Consider the following 13,424-nt stretch of genomic DNA (forward strand, 5'->3'; position numbering starts at 1 on the left):
CCCTCAGTGCCCGAGATAGACTTCGACGACCTTGGGGTCGTTCTTGACGCGCTCCATGGAGCCCTCGGACAGCACCTTGCCCTGGTGCAGCACCGTGACCTTGTGGGCGATGTCCTCGACGAACTTCATGTCGTGCTCGATGACGATGATCGACCGGTTGGCGATGATCTTGTTGAGCAGTTCGGCCGTCTTCTTGCGCTCGGAGACGCTCATGCCCGCAACCGGCTCGTCCAGCATCAGGAGGTCGGGGTCCTGGATCAGGAGCATGCCGATCTCGAGCCATTGCTTCTGGCCGTGGCTGAGGAACTCGGCGCGCTCGTCCAGCAGGTTTTCGAGGAAGATCATCTCCGCGACTTCCTGCACGCGGTCGCGCACTGCCGCATCGCGGCGGAAGGTCAGCGCGCCGAACACCGAGCGTCCCTTGGGATAGGAGATCTCGAGGTTCTCGAAGACCGTGAGGTCATCATAGATCGACGGCGTCTGGAACTTCCGACCGACGCCAGCCTGAACGATCTTCGACTCGCTCATCTTGGTCAGTTCCTGGCCGCGGAACTTGATGGACCCGGAGGTCGCACGCGTCTTGCCGCAGATCAGGTCCAGCACCGTGGTCTTGCCGGCGCCGTTGGGGCCGACGATGACGCGGATCTCGCGCTCGTCGACGTAGAAGGACAGGTCGTTGACGGCCTTGAAGCCATCGAAGGAGACCGTCAGCCCCTCCACCGCGAGGAGGAAGTCCGGGGCCATCTGGTCGGAGATGGGCGCGTGAGCGAGCGCGGCGTTCATAGGTGCTGTCCTCTCACTCGGCGGGGCTGCCCTGCGGCAGCTGGGCCGGCAGGCTGGGGGCGGTCACGCGGCTGGCGGAGCGCTTCAGCCGCGGGGCGATGTAGGTGGAGTAGATGCCGGCCAGGCCGTTCGGGAAGGCGAGCACCACGGCGATGAACAGGCCGCCGAGACCGAACAGCCACAGCTCGGGGAAGCTCTCCGAAAACGTGGTCTTGGCCCAGTTGACCAGCAGCGTGCCGTAGACCGCGCCGAGGATGGAGAGCCGACCGCCGACCGCCGTGTAGATGACCATCTCGATGCTCGGCACGATGCCGACGAAGCTCGGCGACATGAAGCCGACCTGCAGCGTGAACATCGCGCCGCCGATGGCCGCGACACCGGCCGCCAGGCAGAACACGAAGATCTTGAAGCCTGCGACGCTGTAGCCCGAGAACCGCACGCGGTCCTCCTTGTCGCGCATGGCGAGCAGGATGCGGCCGAGCTTGGAGTGCTTCACGAAGTACAGCGCCACCACGCAGGCCAGCAGCAGCCCGCCATTGACGAAGTACAGGATGGTCTTGGCCTCGTCGGTGCGGATGTCCCAGCCGTTGAGCGTGCGCAGGTCCGTGATGCCGTTGATGCCGCCGGTATAGCCCTGCTGCCCCACGATCAGGATGGTCGCGATGGCGGCGATGGCCTGCGTGATGATGGCGAAGTAGGTGCCGCCGACGCGGCGGGTGAACATCGCGAAGCCGAGGATGAAGGCGAAGAACACCGGCACGCCGACGACCAGCAGCACCGTCGCCGGGAAGGAGTGGAACGGCTGCCAGAACCACGGCAGGGAGGTGATCTGGTTCCAGTCCATGAAGTCCGGAATGCCGGGCGTGGACTGGATCTTCGTGTTCTCGATGCTGGAGGCTTCCAGCTTGAGATACATGGCCATGCAGTAGCCGCCGAGGCCGAAGAAGATGCCTTGGCCAAGGCTGAGGATGCCGCCGAAGCCCCAGCACATCACGAGGCCGAGCGCCACGAAGGCATAGGTCAGGTACTTGCCCACCATGTTGAGCCGGAACGGCTCAAGCACCATCGGGAAGACCACCAGGATCAGGCCCGCGAGGATCGCGACGCCGATCAGTTCGGAGCGGGAGAGGAAAGCGTTCGTCTTCATCATGGCCTCCTCAGCGCCGTACCTTGAGGGTGAACAGTCCCTGCGGGCGCAGCATCAGGATGCCGACGACGCTGAGCAGGGTGATGACCTTGGCCGTGGAGCCGGAGAGGAAGAACTCCAGCGTCGACTGGGCCTGCGAGATGGTGAAGGCCGAGGCGATGGTGCCGAGCAGGCTGGCCGCGCCGCCGAACACGACCACGAGGAAGGTGTCGACGATGTAGAGCTGGCCGGAGGTCGGACCCGTGGAGCCGATCATGGTGAAGGCGGAGCCCGCGACGCCGGCGATGCCGCAGCCAAGGCCGAAGGTGAGGCGGTCGACGCGCTCGGTGTTGATGCCGACGGCGCCGGCCATGACGCGGTTCTGCACCACGGCGCGCACCTGCTTGCCCCAGCGCGAGCGGTACATCAGGGCCGCGACAGCAATGGTGATGGCGGTGGTGAGGCCCATGACGAACAGGCCGTTGATCTGCACCTCGATGGTGTCCGTGATCGGCACCGAGCCCATCATCCACTGGGGGAGATCGACGCCGACTTCGCGCGGGCCGAAGAAGGAGCGGTAGAGCTGCTGCAGGATGAGGCTGAGGCCCCATGTCGCGAGCAGCGTATCGAGCGGACGCTTGTAGAGATGGCGGATCAGGAGCCATTCCACCGCCATGCCGAGCGCGCCGGCGGCCAGGAAGGCAAGGATCATCGCCACGAAGAAGTAGCCGTCGAACAGCGAGGGCACGTAGTTCAGGAAGAACTGAGACGTGAAATAGGTGACGTAGGCGCCCAGGATCATGAATTCGCCGTGGGCCATGTTGATGACGCCCATCTGGCCGAAGATGATCGCAAGACCAAGCGCCATCAGCAGGAAGACCGAGAACAGGATAAGCCCGGCAAAGCCCTGCATCGCGAAGATGGAGCCAAGCTCGGCGATCGAATATTCAGAAAACATCGTGGGCCCCCGGTGCGCCCGCACGGCGCAGTCCAAGCTCAGGCTGGAAGTGCATCCGGGAGGACGGGCCTCCCGGATGCGGGGATCAGATCACTGGTAGCCGGCCGGGAACGGGTTCGGCTCGATGAGGTCGGGCGTCTCGAACACGATCTTGAACTGGCCATCCTTCTGGGCCTGCGCAACGCGCGTCTTGGACCAGAGATGGTGGTTCGGATGGACCTTGACGTAGCCTTCCGGCGCCTTGGTGAACTCGATGTCGGCGGAGGCCGCCGCGATCTTGTCCACGTCGAAGGAGCCGGCCTTCTCGACGGTCATCTTCCAGATCCACGGGCCGAGATAGGCGGCCTGCGTCACGTCACCGATGACGGTCTTCTCGCCCCACATCTTCTTGAACTCGGCGACGAAGGCCTTGTTGTTGTCGTTTTCTAGCGACTGGAAGTACTTCATGCAGGAATAGGCGCCCGCAATGTTCTCGCCGCCGATGCCGTCGATCTCGTCTTCCGTGACGGAGATGGTCAGGAGCGTCTGCTTGGAGAGGTCGATGCCGGCCGCCTTCAGCTGCTTGTAGAAGGCGACGTTGGAGCCGCCGACGACCGCGCAGTAGATCACGTCGGGCTTCTTCAGCTTGATCTTGTTGATGACCGAGTTGAACTGGGTGTGGCCGAGCGGGAAGTACTCCTCGCCGACAACCGACGAGTCCTTCAGGTGACCCTCGATGTGCTTGCGCGCGATCTTCATGGAGGTGCGCGGCCAGATATAGTCCGAACCGATCAGGTAGAAGGTCTTGCCGGACTTCTCGCGCTGCACCCAATCGAGGCCGGCGAGGATCTGCTGCGTGGCTTCCTGGCCGGTGTAGATGACGTTCTTGGACTGCTCGAGGCCTTCATAGAAGGTCGGGTAGTACAGCATGCCGTTGTACTGCTCGAACACCGGCAGCACCGCCTTGCGGGAGGCGGAGGTCCAGCAGCCCATCACGGCCGCGACCTTGTCCTGCACCAGCAGCTTCTTGGCCTTCTCGGCAAAGGTCGGCCAGTCGGACGCGCCGTCTTCCTGCACGTACTTGATCTTGCGGCCCAGCACGCCGCCCATGGCGTTGATCTGCTCGATGGCGAGCTTCTCGGCCTGCACCGATCCGGTCTCGGAGATGGCCATCGTGCCCGTCACCGAATGCAGGATGCCGACGGTGACTTCCGTGTCCGTCACGGCAAGGCCGGTGGTGTTCACGGCCGAGGTGGCCGGAGCCTGCGCGAACGCAACCTTCGGGAACAGCATCGCAGCCGGAGCCGCGGCCATGCCCATCAACAGCTTGCGGCGCAGCGCCGATTCAAGCCCCTGCTTCTTGTCATCAGCCATAGACCCGAGACCCCCATTTTGGTGACGTGAGGCAGTCATCGCTGCCTCATTGGCGGGCAATGTCCGCCGGGTCCGGGTCTTCCTGGTATACGCTAATTGCCGTATGCCGAGCAAACGGCGCCCGTTGCACGCTTGAGGACAGGCTTGACGGCGCCCGTCCGCTCCGTGGGAACAGGAATTGCATATCCCATGCTGCGGAGAGGGAAAGGGCTGTCGAGGAGCATGAGCGTCCAGGGCCAGCAGCGCATCGTGCGCGTGCGCCGGCAATACAATCAATGGGTCGCGAACCAGACCCTCGAGGACTATGCGCTGCGCTTCACGGCGGAGAGCGCCCGTCGCTGGTCGGCCGTCCGCGTCAGCCACACCGCGCTTGCAGCGATCTCCTTCCTCGCCCTCGAAGCCATCGGCGGCGCGCTGACCCTCAGCTACGGTGTCACCAATGCCATTGCCGCGATGGTCGTAATCTGTGCGCTGATCTTCCTCACGGGCCTGCCGATCAGCTATTACGCGGCAAAATACGGCGTGGATGTCGACCTGCTCACGCGTGGCGCGGGCTTCGGCTATATCGGCTCCACCATCACCTCGCTGATTTATGCGAGCTTCACCTTCATCTTCTTTGCCATCGAGGCGGCCATCATGGCGGCGGCGCTGAAGATGTGCTTCGGCATCGAGTTGTGGATCGGTTACCTGATCTCCTCGGTCGTCATCATCCCCATCGTCACGCACGGCATCACCTGGATCACGCGGTTCCAGCTCTGGACCCAGCCGGTCTGGGTGGTGCTGCACATCCTGCCCTTCGCCTTCATCTTCTGGGCGGCACCCGAAACGCTGGCCCAGTGGCGTGATTTCCCGGCCGATGGAGGCGGCGCGTTCAACATCACCCTGTTCGGCGCGGCGGCGGGCGTGGCCTTCGCCCTCATTGCGCAGACGGGCGAGCAGGTGGACGTGCTGCGCTTCGTGCCGCGCGCACGCGCCGGCAACCGCCTGAAATGGTGGCTCGCAGTGCTGGTCGGCGGTCCCGGCTGGACGGTGGTCGGGCTCGTCAAGCTGCTGGCCGGTTCCTTCCTGGCCGTGCTGGCGGTGCGGCACGGGCTGGATTTCACCGATGCCGCCGAGCCGACGCAGATGTACCGCGTGGCGTTCGGCTATGTGACGGACTGGCCGCAGTTGGCGCTGGTCCTCACTGGCATCTTCGTCATCGTCTCGCAGCTCAAGATCAACGTCACCAATGCCTATGCCGGCTCCATTGCCTGGTCGAACTTCTTCTCGCGGCTGACGCACAGCCATCCGGGCCGCGTGGTCTGGCTGGTCTTCAACGTCGCGATCGCGCTGCTGCTGATGGAGCTCGGCATCTACCGGGCGCTGGAACAGACGCTCGGCCTGTATTCCATCGTCGCCGTGGCCTGGGTCGGCGCGCTGGTGGCCGATCTGGTCATCAACAAGCCGCTGGGCCTAAGTCCGCGCGGCATCGAGTTCAAGCGCGCCCATCTCTACGACATCAATCCCGTGGGCGTCGGCTCCATGCTGCTGGCGTGCGTGGCGGCGCTTGCGGCCTTCGCCGGCCTGTTCGGCGATGTCGCCCAGGCGCTGGCCTCGTTCATCGCACTCGGTGTGGCGATGGTCACGAGCCCGCTGATCGCGCTTGCCACCGGCGGGCGCTATTATCTTGCCCGCACTCCGAAGACCAATTGGGGCGGCGCGGCACTGGTGCGGTGCTGCGTGTGCGAGCACAGCTTCGAACCGCAGGACATGGCGGGCTGCCCTGTCTATTCCGGTCCCATCTGCTCCCTGTGCTGCTCGCTCGACGCGCGTTGCGGGGATGGCTGCAAGCCGCATGGCCGCATGTCGGCGCAGGCCTCGGCCTTCGCCCGCGCGGCATTGCCGAAGCGGGCGGCGGAGGTGGTGGATTCCGGCATCGGCCGCTTCATCGCGCTGTTCCTGTTCAGCACCGGCATGATCGCGATCATGCTGGGCCTCGTCTTTTTCCAGGCCACCATCAACGCCGCCGACCAGAAGCCCATCATCGGCCACGCGCTCTGGGTGGTGTTCTTCATCCTCGTCATCGTGGCCGGCATCGCGTCCTGGCTGTTCGTGCTGGCGCATGAGAGCCGGCGAGTGGCCGAGGAGGAATCCGAGGGGCAGACGCGTCTCCTGCTCCGCGAGATCGCCGCGCATGAGGAGACCGATGCCGAGCTGCAGAAAGCACGCGACGTGGCCGAGGCCGCGAACCAGGCCAAGAGCCGCTACGTCATGGGCATCGGCCACGAACTGCGGACGCCGCTCAACGCAATCCTGGGCTACGCCCAGCTGATGGAGCGCGACGAGCGCATCCCGCAGGCGCGGCAGGGCGGCGTGCGGGTCATCCGCCGCTCCGCCGAGCACCTGTCCGGCCTGATCGACGGCCTGCTCGACATCTCCCGCATCGAGTCGGGGCGGCTTCAGCTGAGCCGCGATTATGTTCGCCTGCCGGAATTCCTCGAGCAGGTGGTGGAGATGTTCCGCCTGCAGGCTGCGGCCAAGAACCTCGAGTTCCGCTTCACCCGCCCGGAAAAGCTGCCGGCGGTCGTCGCATCGGACGAGAAGCGGCTGCGGCAGGTGCTGATCAACCTGCTGTCCAACGCCATAAAGTTCACGGACCGCGGGCATGTCGCACTGCGGCTCCGTTTGCGCAGCGGGGTGGCCGAGTTCGAGATCGAGGACAGCGGTCCCGGCATTCCGGCCGACGACCTGGAGCGCATCTTCGCGCCGTTCGAACGCGGGCGCGGCCTCAATGCGGAACAGACGCCCGGCATCGGGCTGGGGCTGACGATCACCAAGCTGCTGACCGAGATCATGGGTGGCGAGGTCACCCTGCGCAGCCGGGTGGGGGACGGCACGGTCTTCACGGTCCGCCTGCTGCTTTCGGCCGTGGAAAACGCGAAGCTGGCGGCCCAGCCGCGCCGCCGCCTCGGCTATGTCGGACCGCGCCGCACGGTGCTCGTCACGGATGACGACCCCAACCACCGCGACCTGATGCGCGAAGTGCTGACGCCGCTCGGCTTCGTGCTGCTGATGGCTCAGGATGGCCCTTCCTGCCTCACCCTGGCATCGGAGTGCCAGCCCGACCTGTTCCTGCTGGACATCTCGATGCCGGGCATGAGCGGCCTTGAGCTTGCCCGTACCCTTCGTGCGACAGGCCACGAGGAGGCACGCATACTGATGGTGTCGGCCAATATGATCGATCATGGATCGGCCAAGGGCGAGGATTACGACGACCTTCTGCCGAAGCCGGTCGACATGGAGAAGCTGCTCGACCGGGTTCAAGCCTTGCTCCGGCTCGATTGGGTCTATGACAGCGATGCGGAGGCAGCGCCCGTGGTCCTTCAGGAACCGGCGCGCTATGTGGTGGCACAGCGCCATGTCGATGAATTGAAGCGGCTCGGCAGCATCGGCTACATCCGCGGCATCGAGGCCAAGCTGGCGGAATTGAAGGCCGAAGCACCTGGGAGCGGACCACTGGCGGACGACCTTGGAGCGCACATCCGCAATTTCGACCTGAAGCGCTACATGCTGGTTCTGGAGAACCTGACCGGTGAGTGAGCAGGCCCGCCCCCGCGACATCGTCCTCGTCGTGGACGACAGCCCCGACAATCTCGGCATGCTGACGACCGCCATCGAGGAAGCCGGCATGACGGTGCTGGTGGCCATGGACGGCGGCAGCGCGCTTCGCCTCGTGGAGCAGATCACGCCCGACATCATCCTGATGGACGCCGTGATGCCCGGCATGGACGGCTTCGAGGCGACGCGGCTGCTGAAGCGCAGTCAGGGCGCGGGCCACGTACCGATCATCTTCATGACCGGCCTGAACGAGACGGAGGACGTGGTGCGCGGTCTTTCTGCCGGCGGCGTGGACTACGTGGTCAAGCCCATCGTCCCCGATCAATTGCTCGCGCGCATCCGCGTGCATCTCGCCAATGCACGGGCGCAGCAGAGCGCGCGTGTGGCGCTGGATGCGAGCGGCAGGTTCCTGCTGTCCTCGAATGCGGCCGGACAGGTCCTGTGGGCAACACCCCAGGCACGGCGGCTGCTGGCCGATCTCTTCACCGAGGCATCGGGCGAGGAACTTCATCTTCCTCCGGACGCGCAGGAATGGATCGCGGGGCTGACCGGCGCTTCCGCCCCTCCGCAGGTCAGCCTTTCCAGCGGCGAGCGCCGGCTGCAGATCTCCTTCCTGGCCCGCACCGGCCCGGATGAACTGCTGCTGCGGCTGGCCGAAGAACGCACCGCCTTGCCGGAGGCCGTGCTGCGCGAGAAGCTGTCGCTGACCGCGCGCGAGGCGGAAGTGCTGCTCTGGCTGGCGCGCGGCAAGGCCAACAAGGACATTGCCGACATCCTTGAACTCAGCCACCGCACGGTGAGCAAGCACCTTGAACAGGTGTTCTCGAAGCTCGGCGTGGAGAACCGCGCATCGGCGGCAGCCGTGGCCATCCGGGCCATGTCCCAGGAGGTCTGACCTGGAGGCCGTTCCGGGCCTCTGCCGTTAACGGGAACCTTAGGGCCCGTGCGGTTTTCTTTCCCCAGCGCGCGGTGGAAGTCATTCGCGCGAGACGGCGCATGGTCTAGCCTGCCCGTGAATCAGCCGGCGGGAGAAGAGCACAGATGACGATCGAGACGGTCACGACAGCACCGATCGAAGGCCAGAAGCCCGGCACGTCCGGCCTGCGCAAGAAGACGCCCGTCTTCATGCAGCCCGGTTATCTCGAGAACTATGTGCAGGCGGTCATCGAGGGCGTGGGCGGCGTTTCCGGCAAGACCATCGTGGTCGGCGGCGACGGGCGCTACTTCAACGACCGGGCCATCGCCACCATCCTGCGCATGCTGTCGGCCAATGGCGCCAGGAAGGCCATTGTCGGCCAAAGCGGCCTGCTCTCCACGCCTGCGGCGTCGAACCTCATCCGCACGCGCCACACCGATGGCGGCATCATTCTCTCTGCCAGCCACAATCCCGGCGGCGAGCACGGCGATTTCGGCCTGAAGTTCAACACGCCGAACGGCGGCCCTGCCGCCGAGAACGTGACGGACGCCATCTTCGCCCGCTCCACCGAAATCACTCAGTACAAGATCCTCTCGGATGAGGCGCCCGCGCTCGACGTCATCGGCACCAGCACGCTCGGCGAGATGGAAGTGGAGATCGTCGATCCCGTCACGGATTACGTGACGATGATGGAAGGGCTGGTGGACTTCGACCGCCTCCGTGCGCTGTTCAAGTCCGGCTTCCGCATGCGCTTCGACGCCATGCATGCCGTGACCGGTCCCTATGCGAAGGCGATCCTGGAGGACCGCTTGGGCGCGGAGCCGGGCACTGTCGTCAACGGCACGCCACTGCCGGATTTCGCCGGCCACCACCCGGATCCAAACCCCGTCTATGCCAAGGAACTGTTCGACCTGATGGCCTCGGCCGATGCGCCGGACATGGGCGCGGCATCCGATGGCGACGGCGACCGCAACATCGTGCTGGGCAAGGGCCTGCCGGTTTCGCCGTCGGACAGCCTGGCCGTGCTGGCGGCCAACCTGCATTTCGCCAAGGGCTACACCACGGGCCTCAAGGGCATCGCCCGCTCCATGCCGACGAGCCGCGCCGCGGACCGGGTGGCCGAGAAGCTGGGCGTTGGCATGTACGAGACGCCCACCGGGTGGAAGTTCTTCGGCAACCTACTGGACGCCGGGCGCGTCACCATCTGCGGCGAGGAAAGCGCGGGTACCGGCTCCTCCCATGTGCGGGAGAAGGACGGCCTGTGGGCCGTGCTGGTGTGGATGGACATCGTGGCCGCCCGCGGCGAGAGCGTGGCCGAGATCCTGCGCGACCACTGGCAGCGCTTCGGTCGGGATTACTACACCCGCCACGACTACGAGGGGATCGCCTCTTCGGCGGGCGACGAGTTGATGGCCGATCTGCGCGCACGCATCGAAACCTTGCCGGGCCAGAGCTTCGCCGGCCTGACCGTGACCAGTGCGGACGATTTCGCCTATGCCGACCCGACCGATGGCTCGGTGAGCCGCAAGCAGGGCATTCGCGTGAACTTCGACAACGGTTCGCGCGCGGTGTTCCGCCTCTCGGGCACGGGAACCGAGGGCGCAACCCTGCGCGTCTATCTCGAGCGCTTCGAGGCGGACCTGACGAAGCAGGACATGGACCCGCAGGAGGCGCTGGCGGACATCATCGCCGCCGCAGGCGAACTGGCATCGATCCAGCAGCGCACCGGGCGCAATGCTCCCGACGTCATCACCTGATGACGACGAGGGGCAAGGTGCCCGGCGCCTCGCGCCGTCAGGCGTGTTCGAGCAGCGGCAGGATCAGCCGTTCGATGGCGTCCGCCAGCCCGTCATCCTCGTTCGAACCGGTGATGTAGGTCGCGGCTGCCCTGACTTCCTCCGGCCCCTGCCCCATGGCGATGGACGTGCCGGCGCGGGCGAACATGGGCAAATCGTTTCGCATGTCGCCGGCAACGACGACGGATGCGAGATCGACGCCGGCTGCCTCCGCCAGGAAAGCCACGCCATCGCCCTTGTTGGCGATGATCGCGGTCACGTCCAGATAATAGGGCTGCGAGCGCGCGACGGTGGCGTCCGCCAGCAGGTCCTGCGCCTGCTCTTCCAGACCCGCAAGCAGGGGCTCGTCGTCGCTGACGCCGACGATCTTGTCGATGCGCGGCAGGATGGCCTCGAAATCGTCGGTGAGGATGGGCTCAAGCTGGGCCGCCGCGACTTCGCGCTCGTGGTGGATGCCCTCGGCCTCGCTGGCGAACCACTTGCCGTCTGCAAACACCCAGCGGGTGACGCCGTTCTCCCTCAGTAAGTCGAGCGCCTTCCGGGAGACGTGCTCCGGCAAATGGTTCTGGCTGATGATGGTGCCGTCGCGGCGAAACACGGTGCCGCCGTTGAAGGCGCCTAGCGGCTGGTCGACATCGAGCGCTTCCGCCAGCCAGTAGATGCCGCTGGGCGGGCGGGCGCTGATCAGCGTCACAGGCACACCGGCGGCCTTCAGGCGCCGCACCGCCGCGATGGTGGCGTCCGCAAGGCTCTTGTCATGCCGCACGAGGGTACCGTCCACATCGGACACGAACAGGCGGATCGGGCGGCTGGTCATCATCTTCCTCTCAAAGGGGCGTGCATCGCGATGGAGCTATGGCACACCGACAGTTTAACCAGCCAAAGGTTGCCGGACGATAGCCCGGCTGCACCCCGAGGATGTCAGCCGGCGCGCTGCATCACGGCCCGGACCGCATATCCCCGGAACGGCCGGGAACAGGCGGCGCTCAACCCGGCCATGCGCGCCAACGCCGCCACCTCATCCGCGAGATCGGCGCGCGGCGTGACGTGGAACATGGCCAGCCATCGCTTCAGCGCGGAGCGGAACGGCGCCGGCAGGCCGTGCTGGTCTCCGAAATCCACGATGTGCAATTGCCCGGCCGTGTCGAGATGGGCCGCCGCGCCGCGAAGAACGGAGCGCCAGCCCGGGATCATCGACAGGGCATAGGAGATCACTACCCGGTCGAACTTCTCCACTCCGAACAAGGCCTTCGGATCGAAGCAGGTCGCGTCTGCGGCGGCCAGCCTTATGCGGCCTTCAAGACCGGCGCGGGCGATGGAGCGGCGCGCGGTTTCCAGCATCTCGTCGGAAACGTCCAGCCCATAGCCGCGGGCATTTGGATAGAGCCGGGCGATCTTCACCAGATTGCGCCCCGTGCCGCAGCCGATCTCAAGCACTGTTCCCCCGTTTGGCGGTGCGAGATCGGCGATCATCTCGTCCCGGCCGAGCAGGTAGAACTTGCGGCTCGCGTCGTAGATGTGCCGCTGGCGGCGGTACATCCGGTCCATGAGGGTCGCGGCGTCGCTCACGCGGCGGCGGGCAGCGTGTAGAGGTGGAACGCGCCGTAGATCGAGGAGCGGTCTTCGCGGCTGAGGCGGCGGCTCGTCTCGTCCTGACGGGTCCAGCGGCCGAGCACCTCCTGCGCGACCTTGCCGGGCAGGCAATCCTCTTCGGCGGCCGTACGGAAGATAACGCGGGCGCCCGGTCGCGCGGCGCGGGTGATCTCGCTCCAGAGCTCGGTGAGTTCGTCGCTGTTCATCCAGTCCTGCGCGTCCAGAAGCACCACGCAATCGACTGTGCCATCGGGGCTGCTGCGCAGGAAGTCCGTCACGCTCTGCTGGCGATAGGTGACACGCTCCGCCCGCTCACGCACGGCGGCGTAATTGGCCTCCTGCAGATAAGGCGGCAGCGCGGCATCGGGCGCCGGCTGGTAGCTGCGGCCGAAGGCTTGCCAGGCGAAATAGTTGGTTGAGATATCGAAGTCGCAAGCCAGCCGCTCGAGCCGCTGGCGCAGCACGCGGGCCATGCCGTCCGGCTGGTCGCCGCACAGCGCGCGGAACTGGGCCGGCGGGATGCCGAGGCCGTAGAGCGAAGCCGGCTGGCGCATCAGCCAGCGGATGAAGCGCTTGTCGAACAGCGGAGCGAAATGCCGGTCGAACAGGGTGCGCTGCTCATCGCGCGTGCGGGCTGCCAGAACGGCGCGGGGATCGCAGCCGTAGAGGCGAGCCAGAAGATGGCCGGCGCCGATGAAGCGGCCCAGCAGGCCGTGGGTGTAGAAATTGTCGGCGAACTGGTCGATGCGCCGGCGGCCGTCCACGCGGCGCGCCGTCCAGTAGGCGCGGGACAGTTCGTCCAGCTCCGGTGCGATGACGCTGTCGAAGGTGCGAACATTGTCCTTCGAGTCCGAGCGGCCGAAGAAGTGGAAGAAGGCCGCGTGATCGGGAAGTGTGCGCAGCGCGGCCAGCTTGAGCCGGCCGAGCGCGACATGCGCGCCGTTGAGGTCCACCGCCGTGATGCGCGACGGATCGGCCGTGAGGTAGGACAGCACATTGCAGCTGCCGGAGGCGATCGCGACCACATGGTCGCTCGGCCGGATGTCCAGCGCCGCCATGTCCACCACCGGGTCTTCCCAGATCTGCGGGTAGACGAGGCCGCTGAAGGCATAGGTGAACATGCGCTCCAGCAGTCCATCCCGCGACAGCGCCTTGCTGCGGTGAACGGCGGTCTCGAGGATCGTGCTGGTGGCCCGCTGGGCGTCACGCAATGGCTGCGTCATGGATTTACCAGTTGCAGAATGGCAATTCATGACGGGGTTACCGCAGGCGCGTGACCCGCATGTGACTGGCGCTCGCACG

At 65.9% G+C, this 13,424-nt stretch carries 10 protein-coding genes; 3 read left to right on the plus strand and 7 right to left on the minus strand.

The genetic code is table 11. The features are described from left to right. Positions 1–3: 3 nt before the first annotated feature. From urtD to urtA, 4 genes are all read right to left on the minus strand, one after another. Positions 4–783 carry an urea ABC transporter ATP-binding protein UrtD gene (gene urtD, locus SCD90_RS14285; protein WP_319845377.1) on the minus strand — a complete coding sequence of 260 codons (780 nt, stop codon included), beginning with the start codon at positions 781–783 and terminating at the stop codon, positions 4–6. A 13-nt stretch (positions 784–796) separates the two neighbouring features. Beyond that, on the minus strand, positions 797–1,933 hold the full coding sequence (urtC, locus tag SCD90_RS14290; RefSeq protein ID WP_319845378.1) for an urea ABC transporter permease subunit UrtC: 1,137 nt from the start codon (positions 1,931–1,933) through the stop codon (positions 797–799). A 7-nt stretch (positions 1,934–1,940) separates the two neighbouring features. After that, positions 1,941–2,867, minus strand: a complete 927-nt coding sequence (gene urtB / locus SCD90_RS14295; protein ID WP_319845379.1) for an urea ABC transporter permease subunit UrtB — start codon at positions 2,865–2,867, stop codon at positions 1,941–1,943. 90 nt (positions 2,868–2,957) lie between these two features. Then, complete coding sequence (gene urtA / locus SCD90_RS14300) at positions 2,958–4,220, minus strand: urea ABC transporter substrate-binding protein (RefSeq protein WP_319845380.1); 1,263 nt, start codon at positions 4,218–4,220, stop codon at positions 2,958–2,960. A gap of 222 nt (positions 4,221–4,442) precedes the next feature. On the opposite strand from urtA, the gene SCD90_RS14305 reads away from it, so the two are divergent. The 3 genes from SCD90_RS14305 to SCD90_RS14315 all read left to right on the plus strand — a co-directional run bounded on the left by SCD90_RS14305 (position 4,443) and on the right by SCD90_RS14315 (position 10,490). Then, complete coding sequence (locus tag SCD90_RS14305; protein ID WP_319845381.1) at positions 4,443–7,799, plus strand: hybrid sensor histidine kinase/response regulator; 3,357 nt, start codon at positions 4,443–4,445, stop codon at positions 7,797–7,799. Beyond that, complete coding sequence (locus tag SCD90_RS14310) at positions 7,792–8,712, plus strand: response regulator (RefSeq protein WP_319845382.1); 921 nt, start codon at positions 7,792–7,794, stop codon at positions 8,710–8,712. Before SCD90_RS14305 ends, SCD90_RS14310 begins: the two co-directional genes overlap by 8 nt. 146 nt (positions 8,713–8,858) lie before the next feature. Beyond that, a complete protein-coding gene (locus SCD90_RS14315; RefSeq protein ID WP_319845383.1) occupies positions 8,859–10,490 on the plus strand; it encodes an alpha-D-glucose phosphate-specific phosphoglucomutase in 1,632 nt (543 codons plus the stop codon). A gap of 37 nt (positions 10,491–10,527) precedes the next feature. Here the strand turns inward: SCD90_RS14315 and SCD90_RS14320 are convergent, their stop codons facing one another. From SCD90_RS14320 to SCD90_RS14330, 3 genes are all read right to left on the minus strand, one after another. Next, a complete protein-coding gene (locus SCD90_RS14320) occupies positions 10,528–11,349 on the minus strand; it encodes a Cof-type HAD-IIB family hydrolase (protein WP_319845384.1) in 822 nt (273 codons plus the stop codon). A gap of 101 nt (positions 11,350–11,450) precedes the next feature. Further along, positions 11,451–12,068, minus strand: coding sequence for a class I SAM-dependent methyltransferase (locus SCD90_RS14325; protein WP_319845438.1), 618 nt, complete (start codon positions 12,066–12,068; stop codon positions 11,451–11,453). A 26-nt stretch (positions 12,069–12,094) separates the two neighbouring features. After that, complete coding sequence (locus SCD90_RS14330) at positions 12,095–13,345, minus strand: BtaA family protein (RefSeq protein WP_319845385.1); 1,251 nt, start codon at positions 13,343–13,345, stop codon at positions 12,095–12,097. Between the last annotated feature and the right edge of the window lie 79 nt (positions 13,346–13,424).

It is taken from the genome of Terrihabitans rhizophilus, assembly GCF_033898525.1.
Taxonomy (GTDB): domain Bacteria; phylum Pseudomonadota; class Alphaproteobacteria; order Rhizobiales; family Methylopilaceae; genus Flaviflagellibacter; species Flaviflagellibacter rhizophilus.